General features: G+C 67.7%; 17 protein-coding genes. 9 read left to right on the top strand and 8 right to left on the bottom strand.

Going from position 1 to position 19,986, the window contains the following annotated elements; translation table 11 throughout:
• Positions 1-32 precede the first annotated feature (32 nt).
• Both L3V85_RS09285 and L3V85_RS09280 read left to right on the top strand, forming a co-directional pair.
• A complete protein-coding gene (locus L3V85_RS09285) occupies positions 33-836 on the top strand; it encodes a CPBP family intramembrane glutamic endopeptidase (RefSeq protein WP_237679022.1) in 804 nt (267 codons plus the stop codon).
• Between the two features lie 20 nt (positions 837-856).
• A complete protein-coding gene (locus L3V85_RS09280) occupies positions 857-1,492 on the top strand; it encodes a hypothetical protein (RefSeq protein ID WP_237679021.1) in 636 nt (211 codons plus the stop codon).
• A 60-nt stretch (positions 1,493-1,552) separates the two neighbouring features.
• Here L3V85_RS09280 and L3V85_RS09275 read toward each other — a convergent pair whose 3' ends face one another.
• The 6 genes from L3V85_RS09275 to L3V85_RS09250 all read right to left on the bottom strand — a co-directional run bounded on the left by L3V85_RS09275 (position 1,553) and on the right by L3V85_RS09250 (position 8,963).
• Positions 1,553-2,161, bottom strand: a complete 609-nt coding sequence (locus tag L3V85_RS09275) for a flavin reductase family protein (RefSeq protein ID WP_237679020.1) — start codon at positions 2,159-2,161, stop codon at positions 1,553-1,555.
• Positions 2,162-2,189: 28 nt separating this feature from the next.
• Positions 2,190-3,758, bottom strand: coding sequence for a TerC family protein (locus L3V85_RS09270; protein WP_237679019.1), 1,569 nt, complete (start codon positions 3,756-3,758; stop codon positions 2,190-2,192).
• A 224-nt stretch (positions 3,759-3,982) separates the two neighbouring features.
• Entirely contained in the window at positions 3,983-4,708 is a 726-nt protein-coding gene (locus tag L3V85_RS09265) for a hypothetical protein (protein ID WP_237679018.1), read from the bottom strand.
• Between the two features lie 204 nt (positions 4,709-4,912).
• Positions 4,913-6,217 (bottom strand): c-type cytochrome, encoded by a 1,305-nt coding sequence (locus L3V85_RS09260; protein WP_237679017.1) that lies wholly within the window; start codon positions 6,215-6,217, stop codon positions 4,913-4,915.
• Positions 6,214-8,463 carry a xanthine dehydrogenase family protein molybdopterin-binding subunit gene (locus L3V85_RS09255; protein WP_237679016.1) on the bottom strand — a complete coding sequence of 750 codons (2,250 nt, stop codon included), beginning with the start codon at positions 8,461-8,463 and terminating at the stop codon, positions 6,214-6,216. The genes L3V85_RS09260 and L3V85_RS09255 overlap by 4 nt, the downstream gene beginning before the upstream one ends.
• On the bottom strand, positions 8,460-8,963 hold the full coding sequence (locus L3V85_RS09250; protein WP_237679015.1) for a (2Fe-2S)-binding protein: 504 nt from the start codon (positions 8,961-8,963) through the stop codon (positions 8,460-8,462). Before L3V85_RS09250 ends, L3V85_RS09255 begins: the two co-directional genes overlap by 4 nt.
• A gap of 212 nt (positions 8,964-9,175) precedes the next feature.
• Between L3V85_RS09250 and L3V85_RS09245 the strand changes: the two genes are divergently transcribed.
• A complete protein-coding gene (locus L3V85_RS09245; RefSeq protein ID WP_237679014.1) occupies positions 9,176-10,861 on the top strand; it encodes a SulP family inorganic anion transporter in 1,686 nt (561 codons plus the stop codon).
• A gap of 38 nt (positions 10,862-10,899) precedes the next feature.
• Here L3V85_RS09245 and L3V85_RS09240 read toward each other — a convergent pair whose 3' ends face one another.
• Positions 10,900-12,645 carry a hypothetical protein gene (locus tag L3V85_RS09240; RefSeq protein ID WP_237679013.1) on the bottom strand — a complete coding sequence of 582 codons (1,746 nt, stop codon included), beginning with the start codon at positions 12,643-12,645 and terminating at the stop codon, positions 10,900-10,902.
• Between the two features lie 190 nt (positions 12,646-12,835).
• Positions 12,836-13,792 carry a helix-turn-helix domain-containing protein gene (locus L3V85_RS09235; protein WP_237679012.1) on the bottom strand — a complete coding sequence of 319 codons (957 nt, stop codon included), beginning with the start codon at positions 13,790-13,792 and terminating at the stop codon, positions 12,836-12,838.
• A gap of 220 nt (positions 13,793-14,012) precedes the next feature.
• Here L3V85_RS09235 and L3V85_RS09230 point away from each other — a divergent pair, with 220 nt between their 5' ends.
• From L3V85_RS09230 to L3V85_RS09205, 6 genes are read left to right on the top strand one after another with little or no spacing between them, the layout of a single operon-like run.
• Complete coding sequence (locus L3V85_RS09230; RefSeq protein WP_237679011.1) at positions 14,013-15,215, top strand: amino acid ABC transporter substrate-binding protein; 1,203 nt, start codon at positions 14,013-14,015, stop codon at positions 15,213-15,215.
• 4 nt (positions 15,216-15,219) lie between these two features.
• Positions 15,220-16,098: a branched-chain amino acid ABC transporter permease gene (locus tag L3V85_RS09225; RefSeq protein ID WP_237679010.1), complete on the top strand. Its 879-nt coding sequence runs from the start codon at positions 15,220-15,222 to the stop codon at positions 16,096-16,098.
• Positions 16,095-17,033 carry a branched-chain amino acid ABC transporter permease gene (locus L3V85_RS09220; protein WP_237679009.1) on the top strand — a complete coding sequence of 313 codons (939 nt, stop codon included), beginning with the start codon at positions 16,095-16,097 and terminating at the stop codon, positions 17,031-17,033. Before L3V85_RS09225 ends, L3V85_RS09220 begins: the two co-directional genes overlap by 4 nt.
• Positions 17,026-17,778, top strand: coding sequence for an ABC transporter ATP-binding protein (locus tag L3V85_RS09215; RefSeq protein ID WP_237679008.1), 753 nt, complete (start codon positions 17,026-17,028; stop codon positions 17,776-17,778). Before L3V85_RS09220 ends, L3V85_RS09215 begins: the two co-directional genes overlap by 8 nt.
• A complete protein-coding gene (locus L3V85_RS09210; protein ID WP_237679007.1) occupies positions 17,775-18,488 on the top strand; it encodes an ABC transporter ATP-binding protein in 714 nt (237 codons plus the stop codon). Before L3V85_RS09215 ends, L3V85_RS09210 begins: the two co-directional genes overlap by 4 nt.
• A 33-nt stretch (positions 18,489-18,521) precedes the next feature.
• Positions 18,522-19,973: an aldehyde dehydrogenase gene (locus L3V85_RS09205; RefSeq protein ID WP_237679006.1), complete on the top strand. Its 1,452-nt coding sequence runs from the start codon at positions 18,522-18,524 to the stop codon at positions 19,971-19,973.
• Positions 19,974-19,986: the final 13 nt, after the last annotated feature.

Below are 19,986 nucleotides of genomic sequence, written 5' to 3'. Positions count from 1 at the left end.
GCCTCTTCCTCACCCGCGCAGCCCGACGCCCCATGCCCTCCCCGAAAAGCACCGCCTTCCCCTCGGCGGCGCAAGCCGCGCTGCTGTTCCTGGCGCTGTGCCTGTGCGAGATCGTCGTGGGCGCGGCGCTGCGCGACGCCAACCGGTGGCTGGGCCTGAACGGCATGCAGATCGGCGTGCTCTCCGCCGTGCTGGGCAACGGCTGCGTGTTCGCGGCGGTGATGCATGCGCAGCAGCTCACATGGCGCGATCTGTTCCACCAATCGCGCGCGTCCGCCCGCGTCACGCTGCTGCTGGTGGTGCCGCCGGTGCTGCTGCTGGTGCCCGCGCTGCTGCTGACCATCACCTCCGCGTTCAATTTGCTGGTGCGCATCGCGCCCCTGTCGGCGTGGGAAGAAGCCATGTTCAGCCGCATGGCCGACGGCAGCGTGGCGGCCGTGCTGGCGGTGTGCGTGGTCGCGCCGCTACTGGAAGAAATGCTGTTCCGCGGCATCGTGCTGCGCGGCTTCCTGCAGCGCTATCCGCGCTGGCAGGCCATCTTTCTTTCGGCCCTGCTGTTCGGTGCGGCGCACATGAACATCTACCAGTTCGTGGTCGGCTTCGTCATGGGCACGGTGCTGGCGTGGCTCTACGAACGCACGCGCTCGCTCATTCCCTGCATTGCGCTGCATGCCGCGTACAACAGCGCCACGCTGCTGTTCGCGGACTGGCTCGACGCCGCGTCGCCCGCGCGCCTGCTGTGGGTTGCGCTGCTGGCGCTGACGGCCGCCGTGTGCGGCACACTGGTGCTGCGGCTGATGCTGGTGGCCAGGCCGGCGCGGCGCACCTCGGCCTGACAGCAACCAGGAACACGGACATGCCTCACTTCCCCAACGCGAACCCTGAGCTTTCCAGCCGCTATCGGAACAAGGCGACGCATGGCGGCAACCGCACGCCTTCGGCGGCCGACTGGTTCAAGAACGACGACACGCTGGACCGTCTGGCCGCGTCGAGCACCAATCCCGACGCACAGGAAATCGGCAAGGGCATCGCTTCCACATGGGTCGTCGCCTTTCTCAACGGCGTTCCCGAGACGACCGACCCCGCACTCTACGAGGACTACTACACCGACTTCCTGCGCTATCAGGCCACCATGGTGCAAGACTTCGGCGAGCACATCGACAGCCATGTCGCGCGGTTCGAGAAGCTGGGAATGCCCACGGGCATCAAGCAGATCAAGCAGTTCGACGCCGCCCGGCTGGCCGAGGCCGACGTGGCCGCCACCGGTCGCTGGGCATGCTACATCTCTGTCGGGCGACACGGCATCGCATGCGGTGGAACGCTGGGCACCGACGCCAGGCTGTACATCAACGAGCCCGACACCGGATTGCTTGGCTACGACGGGAAGGCCGGCTTCTTCCCGGATCTGGACGACTGCATTTCAGGCCGCCGCGCCAAGGAGCATCTGCCGCCCACGGATGCAGCGCGGTTCTGGATGTACCAGCCGGGATAGGGCCGGGGACGTCACGCCGCTGTCCGCACAAGCGGGCAGCAAGCTCCGATCCGATCCTCGCTAGGAACGAACCGGCGGCAGCGGCCGTGCATCGACCGCCTCGCCGTCGACGATGAAGTGGCCGCCCGCCACATGGTGCAGCGTGCGCAGTTCGTCGTGCCCGTCGAAGTTCCAGCGCCCGTTGGCGAAAACGCGCGAATCGGCTTGCGCGGCGATCACCTCGCCCAGGAACAGGTCGTAGCTCTGCTGGATGTGCGGCTCGGGCAGCAGTCGGCATTCGAGCCATGCGGCGCAGCCTTCGAGCAGTGGCGCATCGGTGGCTGTGCCCGCGAAGGTCTGCAGGCCGTAGGCGGCGAACTTGTCGTGCCCCGACTGCTCGACGATCTCACGGCCCGAGCTGTTGCCCAGTGCCTCCGTCAGGTCGAGTTGCGCGCGCGTGGGCACCTGCAGCGCGAAGCTGCCGGCGCCTTCGAGCAGCACGCGCGTCCAGGTGCTCTTGTCGAGCACCACAGCCACCTTGGGCGGCGCGAAGTCCAGCGGCATGGCCCAGGCCGCGGCCATGATGTTGCGCTGGCCGCCGTGCGCCGCGCTCACCAGCACGGTGGGGCCGTGGTTCAGCAGGCGGTAGGCCTTGTCGAGGGGAACGGACAGGCGGTGGGAGGCGTTCATGGCATGGGCCCTGGCAACAACAAACAGTTCAGTTCGCCGATTCTGTCGCAGGCAGGCGCCGCACGATCACCGTGCGGATGCGCTGCGCGTCGACGTCCGTCACTTCGAACTCGCAGCCGTCGTGCACCCAGGTCTGGCCCGGCGACGGCAGGCCGCCGAAGCACGCGAGCAGGAAGCCGGCGACCGAGGTGTAGCTGTCGTCGTCGCTCAGCAGGCCGTGCGTCTGCAATGCCTGCTCCAGCAGGTGCAGGTCGGCGCTGCCGGACACGGTCCAGGTGTCGGCGGCGGTCTGCTGGATTTCCAGCGTTTCGTCTTCGTCGGGAAACTCGCCCGCGATGGCCTCGAGCACGTCGATGGGCGTGACCACGCCGGTCAGCGTGCCGTGCTCGTCGTTGACCAGCGCGAGCTGCCCGCGCGCGCCGCGCAGCGTGTCGATGAGGCGGATCACCGTGGTCGACTCCGGCACGTAGATCGGCGCGCGCAGGCCGCCGCTCTCGTCGATCTTTCCGTGCCGCAGCAGGTGGCCCAGCAGGTCTTTCGCGCGCGCCACGCCGACCACTTCGTCGAGCGAGCCGCGACACACCGGGAAGATGCCGTGCGGCGTGTCGAGCAGCTGCTCGCGCACCGCGTCCGGGTCGTCGTTCAGGTCGACCCAGGAGATGTCGGCGCGCGGCGTCATCACCGAGCGCACGTTGCGATCGGCCAGCGACAGCACGCCGCTGACCATGTTGCGCTCCTCGATCGCGAATGCGGGCTCGGGCAGCGGCGCTTCGCCGTCGGCGGTGGCGCCGGCGGGCACAGGCTCACCCGGGCCGCGGCCGCCCAGCAGCCGCAGGATGGATTCGGCCGTGCGGTCGCGCAGCGGGCGGCGCGCCTCGTGCTTGAGCGCATTGCGCTTGGCCCACTGGTTCAGCGTCTCGATCATCACGGAGAAGCCGATGGCGCCGTACAGGTAGCCCTTCGGAATATGGAAGCCCAGGCCCTCGGCCACCAGGCTCAGGCCGATCATCAGCAGGAAGCTCAGGCACAGCACCACCACCGTCGGGTGCGCGTTGACGAAACGCGTGAGCGGCTTCGACGCCCACAGCATGATGCCGATGGAGATGATCACCGCCGCCATCATCACCGGCAGGTGGTCGACCATGCCCACGGCGGTGATGACCGCGTCGAGCGAGAACACCGCGTCGAGCACCACGATCTGCGTCACCACCAGGCCGAAGCTCGCATAGGCGGTCGAGCCGCTGGCCGTGTGCGTCACGCCCTCGAGCCGCTCGTGCAGCTCCGACGTGGCCTTGAACAGCAGGAACAGGCCGCCGATCAGCAGGATGAGGTCGCGCCCCGAGAAGCCCTGGCCGAACACGGTGAAGAGCGGCGTGGTCAGCGTGACCAGCCACGACACCACCGACAGCAGCCCCAGCCGCATGAACAGCGCCAGGCCCAGGCCCAGCCGCCGCGCGCGGTCGCGCAGGTGCGGCGGCAGCTTCTCGGCGAGGATCGCGATGAAGATCAGGTTGTCGATGCCCAGCACGATCTCCAGGACGACGAGCGTCAGGAGACCGATCCAGGCGGCGGGGTCGGTGAGCAGTTCAACGATCATGGTGGAAGAAGAAGACGCGCAAACGCGTGCGGCCCGGCATGGCGCGGGCCATGTCGGGCGACAAGGGGGAAAAGGCGGGATGGACGGGAGCCGCGAAAGGGTCGGTCGCGACGCACGGAGACGGGCGGAAGCTGGCGCAGGCCAGCGGCCTACTGGGAGGCTCGGAGGAGGATTTCACACCCCCAGTTTATCGAACCCGCGCCGGCGGCCCGCCAAAAGCCGTATCAACCGGCCGGCAAACGCTGCATCAGGCAGGCCAGCAACACCGGTTCGTTCTCGATCTTCGAGCGGTCGATGCGGCGCGTCTGGCCGTTCGCGACGATCACCAGATGCTCGTCCACCAGCACGCCGTCGGTCTCCGATTGCGTGCGCACCGTGTCGATGCTCGACCATGCAATGAGCTGCCCCTTGTGCACCAGCCCTTCCGCATTCATGCCCAGCGCGCCGAAGTCCACCGTGTCGCCGGCATGCACGCGCCGCTCGACCTCGCCGCGCAGCACCCTGCCGATCGCCTCGTCGACCTCGGCCCGCAGCGCCGCTGCGTGGTCCCACAGGCCGAGCCGAAGCCGCGTGGTCTTGCCGCGGCGCGTGGTGATCAGCATGTGGTCGCGGCCGTGACGATGGCGCAGCCGTGTCACGTCGGCAAAGGCGATGGTGCGCCGCCCTAGCTGCAAACCGTGCGCGCCGAGCGTCAGCATCGGCGGCGTGCGCCACCACGCGAAGAAATCGCCGCCCCGCCACACGATGAGGTAAAGCCCAACCGGCACGGCCATCGCCGCGAGGAAGACCATGCCTTCGTCGGACACCGGCTCGCCATCGGACAGGAAAGGAAGAATGAAAATCCGCGCGGGGACCAGCATCACCGCGCACAGCGCATAGACCACGGCCAGCCCGCCCATCACACAGTAGAACGCGTGGCGCGGAAAGATTCTGGCGTGACGGATAGGCATGTGAACTGCCCAATGCGTGGACAGCGGGCGCAGTGCGTGAATTGAAAAAACAGGGGCACACCTTAACAGTGCGATGCAGCCCGAACGCGCATGAACGTGCCGTGGCGGGGCTCTTTTTTTCGGTGTCGGCGCCGCGCCGACATGGCCGATAGGTAGGAAGAGTTAAGTTCCGCGCGGGCCGTTGCGTGGCCTCTGCTTAAGCACTCATTGCGCGCGCTGCTTCGCCACGAACTCCGGCGTCACCGTCCCCTGCTTGTTCCCGAACTGCGCGATGACGTAGTTCGCGAGGGCCGCGACTTCGGTGTCGGTGTATGCCTTGTCGAACGCGGGCATGTAGACCTCGTTGTCGCGCACGCGCATCTTCACGCCCCGCAAGATCATCTGCGTGACGTTCATGCCGCCCGGGTCGTTCACGCCGCGCGTTCCCAGCAGCGACGCGTAATTCGTCTGCTGCCCTTGCCCGTTCCACTGGTGGCAACTGGCGCATGCCGCGGCGAAGAGCCTGAGGCCTTGCTCATGCCCTTCGGCCGTGTTGGCCGCCGGCGCCGCCGCGCTCGCGGCCACGGCCCAGGGCGCCTTCGCGTCGATCTCGATCGGCTCCTTGCCGGCCTTCGCGGGCACCGTGCGCAGGTAGCTCACCAGCGCCGCGGTGTCTTCCGCCTTCAGGTGCTGCAGGCTGTGCTCCACCGCCTCGCCCATCGGCCCCGATGCCGAGCCCCGGCCATCGGCGTGCCCCGTGGTGAGGTACGCGGCAATCTCCGCGTCGCTCCATGCGCCGATGCCGTTCTTCACGTCCGACGTGATGTTGTAGGCACGCCAGCCCTGGACCGATTCACCCGCCAGGTTGTTGCTCGTCTCCAGCGCGAAGGCGAAGTTGCGCGGCGTGTGGCACTCCGCGCAATGACCCAGCGCGGTGGCCAGGTACTTGCCCTGGTTCCACGCGGGCGGCTGCGACGGATCGGCCTCGAAGCGGCGGCTCTTGAAGAAGGCCGCGTTCCAGAAGCCCATGGCCCAGCGCTGGTTGAACGGAAAGCCCAGGTCGGCCTCGCGGTTCGGCTGCTTCACCTGGGGCAGGCTGAAGAGATAAGCCTTGATCGCGAGCACGTCCTTGCGGCTCAGCGCGGTGTACGCGGTGTACGGGAACGCCGGGTACAGGCGCTGCCCGTCGGCGCGCACGCCGTCGTGCACGGCGCGCACGAACTGCTCGTCGCTCCAGTTGCCGATGCCGGTGGCCGGGTCGGCCGTGATGTTCGACGAGTAGATGGTGCCGAAGGGCAGCACGAAAGGCAGCCCGCCCGCAAAGGGCTCGCCCTTGCCTGGCACCGTGTGGCACGCGATGCAGTCGGCGGCCTTGGTGAGGTATTCGCCGCGCACCAGCAGCGCCGCATCGGCCGGCGCACCGGCCAGCACGGGCGCCTCGCCCTCGGACTTGTCGGCGCGGTTGAGAAAGAAATACAGCGCCGCGCCCACCACGAACACCGCCACCAGGAACTTGAAGAGTCGCTTCATGCCGCGCTCCTTTCGTCAGGCGCCGCATACCCGGCATCGGCGATCTTCTTCTTCAGCGCCTCCTTGTCCTGGACCAGCAGCGCGCGGTTCACGGGCAACGCGCGCAGGCGCACGCCGGTGGCCGCGAAGATCGCATTGGCCAGCGCCGGCGCGGCAATGGCGGTGCCGACTTCGCCGAGCCCGCCGGGCGCTTCGCTGCTCCTGACGGTGTGGACCTCGACCGGCGGCGACTCGTTGATGCGCAGCATCCGGTAGTCGTGGAAGTTGCTCTGCTCGATGGCGCCCTCGCGCAGCGTGATCTCGCTGAACAGCGCGGCGCTGAGGCCGAACAGCAGCCCGCCCTGGATCTGCGCCTCGATGGAACTCGCGTTCACCGCAATGCCGCAGTCGAGCGCGACCACCGCGCGCCGCAGCCGCACCTCGCCCTGCGGCGTGACCTCGACCTCGACCATGGCGCACACGCGGCTGCCGAACGGGTCGCCCACGGCCACGCCGCGCCCCACGCGCGGCGGCAGCGCGCCCTTGCCCCAGCCGATCTTGTCGGCGGCAAGGTCGAGCACCGCGAGCGTGCGCGGGTTCTTCTTCAGCATCGCGCGCCGGTAGGCCACCGGGTCCTTCTTCGCGCGCTGCGCCAGTTCGTCGATGAAGCTCTCCAGCACGAAGAGGTTGTGCGTCGGCCCCACGCCGCGCCACCAGCCGACGTTCAGGCCGCTGGGCATGTCGTGCCGCACCCACTCCACCTTGAGGTTCGGCAGGTCGTAGCAGGGCTCGGCGACGCATTCGATCAGGTCGCCGTCCATGCCGTCCTTGCCCATGAAGGCCGGGGCCCAGCGGCCCAGCACGGTGCCGCCCGAGATGCGGTCGCCGAACCACAGGATCTGCCCGTCGCCGTCGACCACGGCCGAGATGTCGTCGTGATACATCGGCCGCACGATGTCGTGGCGGATGTCTTCCTCGCGCGTCCACACCACCTTGAGCGGATACGGCACCTGCCTGGCGAAGGCCACGGCCTGCTCGACCGAGTCGGTCTCCAGCCGCCGGCCGAAGCCGCCGCCCAGGTACTGGTTGTGCAGCACGACCTTGTCCGCGGCCAGCCCGGTGATTTTTGCGGCCACGCTCACGCAGCGCGCCGGCACCTGCGTGCCGACCCAGATCTCGCACCCGTCGGGCCGCACATGCACCGTGGTGTTGAGCGGCTCCATGGTCGCGTGCGCCAGCATCGGCAGGTCGTAGGTGGCCTGCACCAGCGTGCCCTCGGGCCGCTTGCCGGTTTCCTTGCCGACGATCGCCTTGTCTTTCGCGAGCGCATCGGCCAGCGCCGAGCGCAGCTGCTGCGTCGTGAGCGTGGCGTTCTGGCCCGGCGTCCACTGGATCTTCAGCGCATCGAGGCCCCGCTTCGCGGCCCAGAAATGCTCGCCCACCACGGCCACCGCGTCCTTGATGCGCAACACGTCGAGCACGCCGGGAATCGCGCGCGCGGCCTTGTCGTCCACCGAAGCCAGCACGCCGCCGAGCGTGGGGCTGGCCTTGACCGTCGCCACCTTCATGCCCGGCACGCGCACGTCGATGCCGAACTGCGTGCTGCCGTCGACCTTGCTGGCCGAATCGACGCGCCGCAGCGGCAGGCCGATGAGCTTGAAGTCCTTGGGCTCCTTCAGCGCCACCTTGGCCGGCATCGGCAGCTTCGCCGCCGCCGCCGCAAGCGCGCCGAAGCCGAGCTGCCGGTTCGAAGCCGGATGGCTCACCACGCCGCGCGCGACCGTGCAGCTCGTGGGGTCGACGCTCCACTGCGCGGCAGCGGCGCCGACCAGCAGCGTGCGCGCGACGGCACCGGCCTCGCGCAGCACGGCGTAGGTGCCGCGCGTGCTGGTCGAGCCGCCGGTGATCTGGCCGCCGAGCAGCGGCATGCCGTAGAGCGCTTCGTTGGGCGGCGAATGCTCCACGCGCACCTGGTCGAGCTCGACGCCGAGTTCCTCGGCCAGCAGCATCGCGGAGCCGGTGTAGATGGCCTGGCCCATCTCGACCATCGGCATCACCAGGCGCACGCCGCCGTCGGCGTCGATGCGGATGAAGGCGTTCGGCGCGAAGGCCGGGTTGCCGTCCGCGAGCGCGGCAGCCGCATCCGCGGGTTGCTGGCGGGCACTGATGGCCGCGAAGGCCTTGCCGCCGCCGACCCAGGTGAAGGCCAGCGCCAGGCCGCCGGCCTGCAGGGCGGCGCGCCGGCTGATCCCGGCGGCGGCGCTCACGATGCGCTCCTGGCCGGCATCGTCACCACCGACTGCAGCACCTCGGGCTTGCCTGTCGCGGCCTGTTTGATGGCCGCCCGGATGCGCGAGTAGGTACAGCATCGACAGACGTTGCCCGACATGGCGAGGTCGATGTCGGCGTCGCTCGGGTCGGGCGTGCGCTGTATCAGCGCCGCGGCGGACATGATCTGCCCCGATTGGCAGTAGCCGCACTGCACCACGTCGACGTCGAGCCAGGCCTTCTGGATGCGCTGGCCGGCCGGGGTCTGCGAGACGGCCTCGATGGTGGTGACGGCCTTCTTGCCGATCGCGCCGACAGGCAGCACGCACGAGCGCACGGGCTGGCCGTCGAGGTGCACGGTGCAGGCACCGCACTGCGCGATGCCGCAACCGAACTTGGTTCCGGTGAGCCCGACGATGTCGCGCAATGCCCAGAGCAAGGGCATGTCGTCGGGAGCGTTGACGACAACGGACTGGCCGTTGATATTGATATCAATCATGGCGCTGCCTTTTCTGCTTGTTTCATCGGGGGCCGGCACTGCACCATAGCGCCAGTTTGAAAAATGCGCTTGGGCTTTGCCAAATCCGCCGGCATCCGGCCGGCGCACTTCAGAGGGCAGAGGGCAATCGCCAACGAAAGTCCTCATCGTCAGCTTCCGGTCCGCCGGCGGCTGCCAGCATCCCGCCACAACAAAAGCAAAAGGCCTTGTCCATGACCGCAGAAGCAGCCCCGCAGCCCACCGCCACACGCCGCCCCGGCCTTGCCGACCTGGTGGCCGGCGTCTCCATTGCCGGCCTGCTGCTGCCCGAGGCGGTGGCCTATTCAGGCATCGCGGGCCTGCCGCCGCAGGCGGGGGTGATCGCGCTCTTTACCGGGCTGCTGGTCTACGGCCTCTTCGGCAGCAGCCGCTTCGCCATCGTCTCGGCCACCTCGTCGTCGGCAGCCGTGCTGTTCGCGGCCACCACGTCGATGCCGGGCATCGACATGGCCACGCGGCTCGCGATGGGCGCGGCCATCGTCGGGCTGGCCGGGGTGTTCTTCGTGATCGCGGGCATGGCGAAGCTGGGCGCGGTGTCCAGCCTCATCGCCAAGCCGGTGCTGCGCGGCTTCGCGCTGGGGCTGGCGCTGACCATCGTGGTCAAGCAGCTGCCCAAGGTGCTGGCGGTGCAGCCGGCGCACAGCGACTTCTTTCGCCTCATCGGCGGGCTGCTGGGCGAATGGCGGCACTGGAACCTGGCCGGCGCGGCGATGGCGCTGGTCGCGCTGGTGCTGCTGCGCGGGCTCTCGCGCTGGCGCGCGGTGCCGGCCGCGCTGCTGGTGATCGTGGCCGGCATCGCGCTCGACGTGAGCGGGCTTTGCCATGCCTGGGGCGTGGCCGCGGTGGGGCCGATCTCGCTCGACTTCTCGCACCCCGGCGTGCCGCAGCTCGACCGCACGCAATGGCAGAACCTGGGCGGACTCGCGTTCGCGATGGCGCTGATTCTTTATGCGGAGTCGTACGGCTCGATCCGCACCTTCGCCATGCGCCACGGCGACAACGTCTCGGCCAACCGCGACCTGCTGGCGCTGGGCGGCGCGAACATGCTGTCGGCGCTGTTCCAGGGCATGCCGGTGGGCGCGGGCTATTCGGCCACATCGGCCAACGAATCGGCCGGCGCGCAGAGCCGCGCGGCGGGCATCGTGGCCGGGCTGGTGGTGGGAGTGGCGGTGTTCACGCTGCTGCCGTGGATCGCGCACACGCCCGAGCCGCTGCTGGCCGCCATCGTGATCAACGCGGTGAGCCATTCGCTGAACCCTTCGGCGCTGCGGCCCTACTTCCATTGGCGGCGCGACCGGCTGGTGGCGCTGGTGGCGGTGGCCGCCGTGCTGGTGCTGGGCGTGCTCGACGGGCTGCTGGCGGCCATCGGCGTGAGCCTGCTGCTGCTGCTGCGCGGCTTCTCGCGCACCACGGTGAGCTGGCTCGGCCGGCTGGGCCAGAGCCACGACTATGTCGACACCGCGCGCCACCCCGAGGCGGCGGTACCGCCGGGCGTGCTGATCGCGAGGCCCGAGGTGCCGCTGTTCTTCGGCAATGCCGATGCGGTGTTCGCGTCGATCCGCGCGCGCATCGACGCCACGCCAAGCCTGCGGCGCATGGTACTGAGCCTGGAGGAATCATCCGACCTCGACGCCACCAGCATCGAGGCGCTGTGCGACTTCGCGGCCTACGTGCGCGTGCGCGGCCTGCGCCTGTCGCTGGCACGGGTGAAGGACGACGTGCGCGACCTGCTGGCCAAGGTGAATTCGCCCGATCTGCACGCGGAGGTGTATGCGCCCTGGAGCGTGGACGATGCGGTGCGGCCAGACTATGCACCCCAGACAGGCAATGGCCAGCAAGCACCAGAAATCCGCAGATAGCAGACCAACCTCATGCCCCCGTCATTCGGTGAGCGGATCTACAAAGCCTTGGGCAGGATCTTCGAGCTGCACTCCCCTCCCTCCGGAAAGAGAGAGCGCCCCTTCAACGTCGCTACGTGATTGCGCCACTCCGGCATGCTCGCAAGTTTCGATAGTTCAACACTCTGAATTTTTCGAGCTTCTCCCACTCCGTACCCGAATCTCGCCAGCCATACCTCGTCTTGTTCGTCGAGTAAGAGCATGGCGTTCTCCCTCGCAGGATCGGCACCAGCCATGAAGCAGCCAGCTGATTTGACCCGTTTCGCCACCAGCCGTTGAATACCAGGAAACGTCGCGGTACTCGGTGTGGCTGCATTCGCACCGGCGACCGCTGCCACCGGCGCTGGCCAACCGGCGGAACTGACGCCAAGCGCGATGTCGCCATTCGCGGCTATCGTCATCATCAGCTCTTCTCTACCAATTTCGGCACTCAGCGCGCGCTGGATACGGCTCAAGATAGGGATGCTCTCTTCCCAATTTTTTTGAGCCACCGCCGCGACTCCAGGCAAAGACTGAGATTCAAGACTGACGAACTTGATACTGGGCTCATCGCCATATACCTGCCTGATTATTTGTCTGATGTCCTGGCGCCCGGTGAAGCAGCTTTCATACTTGGCGTTGCCATACCACCCGGTACCCTTGTTGGCTACGTCGAGAAAAGCTTTCAGAGTAATTGCACGATCCAGCTTGTTCAGCCCCGATCTGGACAAGATCTTGAGCACGTCGGAGCATGCCTCAGCGAGTTCGCCTCCCGAAGAGGCTCCCAGTCGTTGAAGCAGGTTGGATTCAGCGCCTCCGCTCATCAGAGTCTGGAGCAAGCTCATTTGCTCCGGACGATTCGGATAGGCGAGCACTTCGGCGGATCCAACTGAATCGATTGACGGAACTGCCGATTCGGTCGGCAACGTGGGATCGAACACCGATTTGTAGTACCGGAACTGGAGTCGGACCGTGAACGCTTTCTTGGCTTCTTCGGGGGTAGTTTTTTGGAGTGCCTCACTTGCCTGCAGGACTGTCTGCCCGCTCTTTGTCTCCCCGAGATAAACCGGCACCTGAATTGTTTGAACACCTGCGTAGATGTGATCTTTCCAGGTGAGGGACGCGGTCTTCTGCGAAGGCAATGTATTGCCGAATTGAAGGTCTATGAATTTCTCCGCCCTGTCGAACGCAGGTTTGGTCAGTGTCGTGGAGAGACCAGCAACAGTCGCCGCGGTGCCTCCGGTAGCAAAAACCGCCGCGACTGCCAGCATCGATTGCGCCGGAGCAACGAGATTTGCCTTGGAATCAGTCGTGGACCGTACGAGTACCGTGAATTTCAAATCGCCCGCATCACCTGGACCGATCTTTTTCGTCGGAGTCAAGGGAACAATGAGTTGTCGCGCAGTGCTGGCAAGAACACATCCTCCGGCGTTGTTTCTGCCATCCAGCGTCAGCAACATTGACTCGCGACCGCTTTGGGGCATATCGAAACCGTCTACGACGACAGAGGTCGACAGCTGAATCTCTTTCTTGAAGAAGGTCTTCAGCCAACCAGCATCGCCAAGCGGGATGCATCCCTTATCCCGCGGCAGATCGGTTTCGGCCGTGACCATCACATAACCGTCATCGCCCTTGGCGTTGAGCAACCAGGCAGGGGGCACGGCGAAGTGGGAAACATCAGGCGTGCGCGGATAGAAGAACGGACTCGCGCCCCAAGCCGTGAACGAGGTGACAACGAGCAATGAGAAGCCGGCGGCTTTCAACATATCCATGATTCTTGCTACCCAGGTTCTTGACTCCGAAAAGGAGCAGATTCATTGCCGCTGTCCACCGACCACTCGGGCACCGGAAGCAGATCTTGCGCAAGCGGAAGGATGCGGAATCCCGGCATTCTTCGAGAGCGCATGCATCAAGGAACATCCCATGTTCAGGTGATGCCTTGACTCGTATGGGTTGCTAGCGCTTCACCGCCTGCCGCCTGAACTCGCTCGGACTCCCGCCCGTGTGCTCGCGGAACACGCGGCTGAAGTGCGAGAGGTTGCTGAAGCCCGAGGCCAGCGCGATGTCGGTGATGGAACGCGCCGCGTTCGCCGGCTCGAGCAGGTCGCGGATGCTCGCGGCCAGCCGCTGGTGCTGGATGTAGCCGTTCAGCGTTTCGTCGTCGCCTGCAAAGGCGCTGTGCAGCAGGCGCTTGCTGCAGCGCAGCGCCAGAGCCATGCTGTCGATCGACAGCGCCGGGTCGTGCAGGTTCTGCGCGACGTGGTGACGGATGCGGTCCTTCAGGGCCTCGCGTTGCGTCAGCGGCGTTTCCTGCCCTGCCAGTTCCATCAACGACAACCGCACCAGTTGGATGAGCAGTTCGCCCGCGCCGCGCGCCGCGGCCTCGCTCATGAAGGGCAGCTCCAGGTAGGTGCTGCGCATCGTCTCCAGCGCCACGCGCGAGATGCCGCTGGCGCCGCCGATGCGCCGTGCCACCAGGTCGTTGAGCGGCAGCGCGGGTGACGCGAGCTGGTCCTTCGGCAGCATCACGATGAGGTGGTCGCTGCGTTCGGGGTTGGCCACGGTGTAGTCGGCGGTGGTGTCGTAGAGCGTCCATCCGCCCGATCGCACGGCGGCGGCGCGGCCGCGCTGCGTGACTTCGGCCGAGCCCTGCCAGGGCGCGACGATCTTGAGGTACGGCGCTTCGCTCAGGCGCGCCATCTGCGTGGTGCGCAGCACCCGGTGGCGGTTGGCTTCCAGCCGCGTGAGGATCACGTCGCCTGCGTGCGAGGCCGCGAGGTGGCCGTCGAATTCGCTGTCGTCGTACAGGTCGGAGCCCAGGCCGCCGAAGTGCCGCCACACCCACTCGCACCACAGCGGCCCGCGCTCCTTCGGCGGGATCTGGTCGGTGGACAGGAGCAACGAAGCGGTCATGCGGACGGGACTGCAAGGACGACGAGAACGAAAGATTTCAACACGAAGCCGGGGTGCCGCGCATTGTGAAGCGCCTTCGAAGTCCAAGGGATTGCGGGTTAACCACTAGGCGCATGCACGCTGCGTCAAGTGCTTTGTGCGCGGCGGGCACAGCGCCCGGAGCGCCTCGTTTCTACGATTCCAGGCAGCGGGCGCATGTCGACGCCCGGAGGAGACCCCAATGCTTCCATCCAATCGCCGCCACTGGATCAAGGGCACCGCCACCGCCCTGGGCGCGGCCGCCGTCGCACCGCAGCTGTTCGCACAAGGCAGCAGTTCGGGCGGCCCCGTGAAGATCGGCTACGCCATCGCGCGCACCGGCCCGTGGGCCGCCGGCGCGCAGGTGAGCCAGGAACCCAACTACCTGCTGTGGGCCGAACAGGTCAACGCCGCGGGCGGGCTGTCGGTGAAGGGCACGAAGCGCCCCATCGAGCTGATCGGCTACGACGATCGCAGCGAGACCGAGACCTGCGTGCGCACCTTCGAAAAACTCATGGGCAGCGACAAGGTCGACCTGGTGCTGCCGCCCTGGGGCTCGGGCGCCAACTTCGCGGTGGCACCGCTGGCCAACCGCTTCGGTTATCCGCTGCTGGCGCCCACGGCCCTCTCGCGCAAGCTGATCGACATGCGCCTGCCCTTCTTCTTCTCGCTGCTGCAGCAGCCCGACAAGATGATGGGCGCGCTGGTCGACATGCTGGTGTCGCAGAACGTGAAGACCATCACCATCGTCTACATGGACGACCTGTTCGGGCTGGAGAACTTCGCGGCGCTGAACAACGCGCTGAAGAAAACCAGCATCCAGGTGCTCGACCGCAAGAGCTACCCGCTGGGCGTGAAAGACCTCGCGCCGGTGCTGCGCACCATGAAGGACCTGAACCCCGACGCCTTCATCGGCATCACCTATCCGCCGGACACCATCCTTGCGAGCCGGCAGGCGCGCGAAGTGGGCTTCAATCCGAAGTATTTCTATGCGTCGGTGGGCACGGCCTTCCAGCTTTACAAGAACGTGATGGCGGCCAACACCGAAGGCGTGATCGGCATGGGCTCGTGGAACGGCAAGACCAGCCCCGAGGCCAAGGCCTACTTCGACGCGCACACGAAGAAGTTCGGCAAGGAGCCCGATCGCTGGGCCAGCGGCCATGCCTGGGCCGGCCTGCAGATCCTGCAGCAGGCGGTGGAGAAGGTGGGCCTGGACCGCAAGGCGCTGCGCGAGCAGATCGCGAAGAACGAGTTCAAGACCATCCTAGGGCCGATCCGCTTCGAGGGCAGCGAGAACGCGTCCATCCCCGGCACGGTGTCGCAATGGCAGGGCGGCGACTTCGAAGTGGTCTGGCCCAAAGACCGCGCCACCGCGCAACTGATGCCCAAGACGGCCTGGAAATAACGACGTGTCTCTCACTGGATGGGCCGAGCTTCTTGCCGGCGGACTGATCACGGGCGGCATCTACGCGCTGGTGGCCATCGGGCTGAACCTGCAGTACGGGCTGATGCGCATCATGAACATCTCGCACGGCGAGTTCCTGATGCTGGGCGCCTTCGCGACATGGTGGGCGCACACCGCGCTGGGCATTTCGCCGCTGCTGTTCATGCCGGTGGCCTTCGCGCTGCTGATGGCGCTGGGCATGACTGTGCACTGGTTGTGCTTCCGGCAGGTGGCGGCGCGCGCGCCGAACGTCGACGTGTTCGAGGCGCGCAGCCTGATGGTGGGCTTCGGCCTGATGTTCCTGGTGCAGAACACCGCCCTGCTCGTCTGGGGCGGCGACCTGCGCGGCTACGACTACCTGGCCGACCCGGTGCAGGTTGGCGAGATGCGCTTCACCGCCAACAAGCTGGTGCTGTTCGGCGTGGCGCTGGCGCTGAGCCTGCTGCTCATCGCGCTGCTCAAGCTCACGCTGCTGGGCAAGGCGGTGCGCGCGCTGATGCAGTCGCCCACCGGCGCGCAGCTCGTGGGCATCAACACGAAGCGGCTGCATCCGCTGATGTTCGGCATCGGCCTGGGCCTGTCGGGCGTGGCCGGCGCGCTGCTGTCGATGACCTACGAGATCTCGCCCTCCATGGGCGAGCCCTACACGGTGACGGCGCTGATCGTCATCACTCTCGGCGGCTTCGGCAGCATCGCGGGCAGCCTGGTGGGCGGCCTGCTGCTGGGCGTGGTGGAGGCGCTGGGCATGTACTACACGAGCCCCTCGCTCAAGATGCTGCTGTCGTATGCCGTGTTCATCGGCGTGCTGATCTGGCGGCCCAACGGACTGTTCTCCAGAAAATGATTCTTTCCCTTCCAAGAAACAAGCCGTGGCTGGTGCTGTGCATCGGCCTCGTGCTGGCGGCTGCCGTGCCATGGGTCGCGTCGGAGTTCGTGGCCTCGGTCGCGCTCGGCTGCCTGATGTACATCGCGCTGGCCACCAGCTGGTCGCTGTTCTGCGGCGCCACGCGCTACCTGTCGCTCGCCACCTCGGCCTTCTTCGGCCTGGGTGCCTATGCGAGCGCCACGCTGCTCGACGTGCTTCCGTGGCCGCTGGTCATATTGAGCGGCGCGGCCATCGCGAGCGCGGTGGCGGTGCTGATGGGCGCGGCCGTGCTGCACCTGCGCGGCACCTACTTCGCGGTGCTGACCTTCGGCATGACGGAGCTGATCCGCCATGCGGTGACCTTCGTCGAGAAGCAGGTCTCCGGCACAGTGGGGCGCGTGCTCACTGTCGTGCCTTCGAACGAGACGGTGTACCTCACGGTGCTGGCGATTGCCGGCGCGGCGATCGCCACGGCGCTGCTGGTCAAGCGCAGCCGCTTCGGGCTGGCACTGGCCGGCATCGGCGCCGACGAGCAACGCGCGCAGACGCTGGGCGTGGACACGCGCCGCGCGAAGGTCATGGGCTTCGCGCTCACCGCCGCCTTCGCGGGCGCGGTCGGCGCGGCCATGGCGGTGCGCTGGACCTACATCGACCCGCCCGCGGTGTTCAGCCCCTTCATCGGCTTCCAGACGGTGCTGATCGCGATGATCGGCGGCGCCACCAGCATCGGCGGCCCGGTGGCCGCGGCCATCGTGTTCAGCCTGCTGTCGGAAACGCTGCGCCTGCAGTTGCCCTACGGCTACATGATGGTGCTCGGCCTGCTCTTGATCCTGTGCGTGATGTACCTGCCCAACGGCCTGGCGTCGCTGTGGCAGCGCAAGGCGGCCGCATTGCGGAGGCACGGCCATGGATAAGCAGCAGCCTCTGCTCGAAGCCCGCGAGCTCACGGTGCGCTTCGGCGGCCTCACCGCGGTCGACGCGGTCAGCGCCGCGCTGCATGCCGGGGAGATCGTCGGCATCATCGGCCCGAACGGGGCGGGCAAGACGACCTTCTTCAATGCGATCTCCGGCGTGGTCATGCCGACCTCGGGCACCCTGCTGGTCGAGAGCGGCGTTGACCTCACGCGGCGCGGCCCGCACCTCTATGCCGCGCACGGCATCGCGCGCACCTTCCAGACGCCACGCGTGATGGACGGCATGACGCTGGAGGACAACGTGCGCTTCGGCATGCAGTTCGCGGGCAGGCATCGCGCGCCCATCGCCGGGCTGGGCAGCACGGGCGAGATTCTCGACATGCTGGGCCTGGGAGGCCTGGCGAACAACATGGCCGCCGACGTGACGCCGTCGCAGCAGCGGCTGCTGGAAATAGGCATGGCGCTTGGCACCCGGCCGCGCGTGCTGCTGCTCGACGAAGTGGCGGCGGGCCTGACCGAAGCGGAGGTCGACGCGATGGCGCGGCGCATCCGCCGGCTGCGCGACGAGCACGGCCTCACGGTCGTGTGGATCGAGCACGCGGTCGCCACGCTGCTGAAGTACGTCGAGCGCGTGCTGGTGCTGCACCAGGGCCGCAAGATCGCCGACGGCACGCCGGCCGAGGTGGTGCGCAACGCGGAGGTGGTCGAGGCCTACCTCGGCGACGAAATGGAGGCCACGGCATGAACGCCGCCAGTCGACTCACCGTGCGCGGCTTGAGCGCCGGCTACCACGGCTTCCAGGTGATCCAGGGCATGGACCTCGACGTGGCGCCCGGCGTCACCGTGGTGCTCGGGCCCAATGGCGCGGGCAAGACCACGCTGCTGAAGGCCCTGGCGGGGCTGCTGCCTCGCACGGGCGAAGTCTCGCTCGACGGCGCGGCGCTGCCGTCCAACGAGGCCACCACCTGCGTGCGGCGCGGCCTCGCGCTGGTGGCCGAGGGCCGGCAGCTGTTCGCGCAGATGACGGTCACCGAGAACCTCGAGCTCGGCGGCTGGCTCATTCCGGCACGCCTGCGCGCCGAACGCCTCGCGCGCGCCTTCGACGACTTCCCGCGCCTGAAGGAGCGCGCCACGCAGCTCGCCGGCACCATGAGCGGCGGCGAGCAGCAGATGGTGGCGGTGGCGCGCGCCATGATGAGCGGGCCGCGCCTGCTGATGCTCGACGAGCCCTCGCTCGGCCTCGCGCCGCGCATGGTCGACGAGCTGCTTTCCATCGTGCGCCGCATCGCCTCGCAAGGCGTGACGGTGCTGATGGTCGAGCAGAACGTGCGCAAGGCGCTGCAAGCCGCCGACCGCGGCTACGTGCTCGAACGCGGGCGCGTGGTCGCCTCGGGCGACGCGCAGACGCTGCTGCATTCCGACGCGGTGCGCCAGGCCTACCTCGGCGTGGCCTGACGCCCTCCCTTCCCTCTTTTTGCAAGGACACCCATGACAGACATTTCCATGCTCATCGACGGCCAACGCCGCGCGGCCACCGGCGGCGCCACCTTCGAGCGCCGCAACCCGCTGGACGGCGCCGTCGCCACGCGCGCGCCGGCAGCCACGCCGGCCGACGCTGTCGCCGCCGTCGAGGCCGCGCATCGCGCCTTCGCCGCCTGGTCGGCCACCGGCCCCAACGAACGTCGCGCCGCGTTGCTGAAGGCCGCGCACGCACTCGAAGCGCGCGCCGACGCCTTCGTGCAAGCGATGGCCCGCGAGACCGGCGCTTCGGCCCTGTGGGCCGGCTTCAACGTGCATCTGGCGGCCGGCATCCTCACCGAAGCCGCCTCGCTCACCACGCAGATCGCCGGCGAGGTGATTCCGTCCGACGTGCCCGGCAGCCTGGCCATGGGCGTGCGGCAGGCCGCGGGCGTAGTAATCGGCATCGCGCCGTGGAACGCGCCGGTGATCCTGGCCACGCGCGCCATCGCCACGCCGCTGGCCTGCGGCAACACGGTGGTGCTGAAGGGCTCGGAGCTGTGCCCCGAGACGCATGCGCTCATCATCGAATCGCTCATCGAGGCCGGCCTGCCCCAGGGCGTCGTCAACTTCGTGACCAACGCGCCCGCCGATGCCGGCGCGGTGGTCGAGGCGATGGTGGCACACCCTGCCGTGCGGCGCGTCAACTTCACCGGCTCCACGCGCGTGGGCCGGCTCATCGCGCAGACCTGCGCCAAGTACCTGAAACCCGCGGTGCTCGAACTCGGCGGCAAGGCGCCCTTCGTGGTGCTGGACGACGCGGACATCGATGCCGCCGTGAACGCGGCCATCTTCGGTTCGTTCGCCAACTCGGGGCAGATCTGCATGTCGACCGAACGCATCGTGGTCGACAACGCGGTGGCCGACGAATTCGTCTCGAAGTTCGCGGCGCGCGCGCAGGCGCTGCCGCTCGGCGATCCGCGCGAAGGCCCGGTCGTGCTCGGCTCGGTGGTCGACATGAGCACTGTGAAGCGCTGCAACGCGCTCATCGACGACGCGCTGGCCAAGGGCGCGAAGCTGGTGTGCGGCGGCAAGGCCGAGAACACGCTGATGCCCGCGACCGTGCTCGACCATGTGACGCCCGCGATGGAAATCTACCGCGAGGAATCCTTCGCGCCGGTGAAGGCCGTGGTGCGCGTCAGCGGCGTGGAAGAAGCGGTGACGATCGCCAACGACAACGAATTCGGCCTCTCGTCGGCGGTGTTCGGCCGCGACGTGGCGCGCGCATGGAACGTGGCGCAACGGATCGAGGCCGGCATCTGCCACGTCAACGGCCCCACGGTGCACGACGAGGCGCAGATGCCCTTCGGCGGGGTGAAGTCCTCAGGCTACGGGCGCTTCGGCGGCCGGGCCGGGGTGGAAGCCTTCACGGAGCTGCGCTGGATCACGGTGCAGACGACGCCGCGTCACTATCCGTTCTGAGCTTCAGGGCCGC

The organism is Variovorax paradoxus (assembly GCF_022009635.1).
Lineage (GTDB): Bacteria > Pseudomonadota > Gammaproteobacteria > Burkholderiales > Burkholderiaceae_C > Variovorax.
Note: the sequence above shows the minus strand (reverse complement) of the source record. Positions and strands in the feature narration are given on the sequence as shown.

Coding starts and splice junctions, on each gene's coding strand:
- L3V85_RS09285 (WP_237679022.1), top strand. CDS start 33: ATGCCCTCCCCGAAAAGCACCGCCTTCCCCTCGGCGGCGCAAGCCGCG.
- L3V85_RS09280 (WP_237679021.1), top strand. CDS start 857: ATGCCTCACTTCCCCAACGCGAACCCTGAGCTTTCCAGCCGCTATCGG.
- L3V85_RS09275 (WP_237679020.1), bottom strand. CDS start 2,161: ATGAACGCCTCCCACCGCCTGTCCGTTCCCCTCGACAAGGCCTACCGC.
- L3V85_RS09270 (WP_237679019.1), bottom strand. CDS start 3,758: ATGATCGTTGAACTGCTCACCGACCCCGCCGCCTGGATCGGTCTCCTG.
- L3V85_RS09265 (WP_237679018.1), bottom strand. CDS start 4,708: ATGCCTATCCGTCACGCCAGAATCTTTCCGCGCCACGCGTTCTACTGT.
- L3V85_RS09260 (WP_237679017.1), bottom strand. CDS start 6,217: ATGAAGCGACTCTTCAAGTTCCTGGTGGCGGTGTTCGTGGTGGGCGCG.
- L3V85_RS09250 (WP_237679015.1), bottom strand. CDS start 8,963: ATGATTGATATCAATATCAACGGCCAGTCCGTTGTCGTCAACGCTCCC.
- L3V85_RS09245 (WP_237679014.1), top strand. CDS start 9,176: ATGACCGCAGAAGCAGCCCCGCAGCCCACCGCCACACGCCGCCCCGGC.
- L3V85_RS09240 (WP_237679013.1), bottom strand. CDS start 12,645: ATGTTGAAAGCCGCCGGCTTCTCATTGCTCGTTGTCACCTCGTTCACG.
- L3V85_RS09235 (WP_237679012.1), bottom strand. CDS start 13,792: ATGACCGCTTCGTTGCTCCTGTCCACCGACCAGATCCCGCCGAAGGAG.
- L3V85_RS09230 (WP_237679011.1), top strand. CDS start 14,013: ATGCTTCCATCCAATCGCCGCCACTGGATCAAGGGCACCGCCACCGCC.
- L3V85_RS09220 (WP_237679009.1), top strand. CDS start 16,095: ATGATTCTTTCCCTTCCAAGAAACAAGCCGTGGCTGGTGCTGTGCATC.
- L3V85_RS09215 (WP_237679008.1), top strand. CDS start 17,026: ATGGATAAGCAGCAGCCTCTGCTCGAAGCCCGCGAGCTCACGGTGCGC.
- L3V85_RS09210 (WP_237679007.1), top strand. CDS start 17,775: ATGAACGCCGCCAGTCGACTCACCGTGCGCGGCTTGAGCGCCGGCTAC.
- L3V85_RS09205 (WP_237679006.1), top strand. CDS start 18,522: ATGACAGACATTTCCATGCTCATCGACGGCCAACGCCGCGCGGCCACC.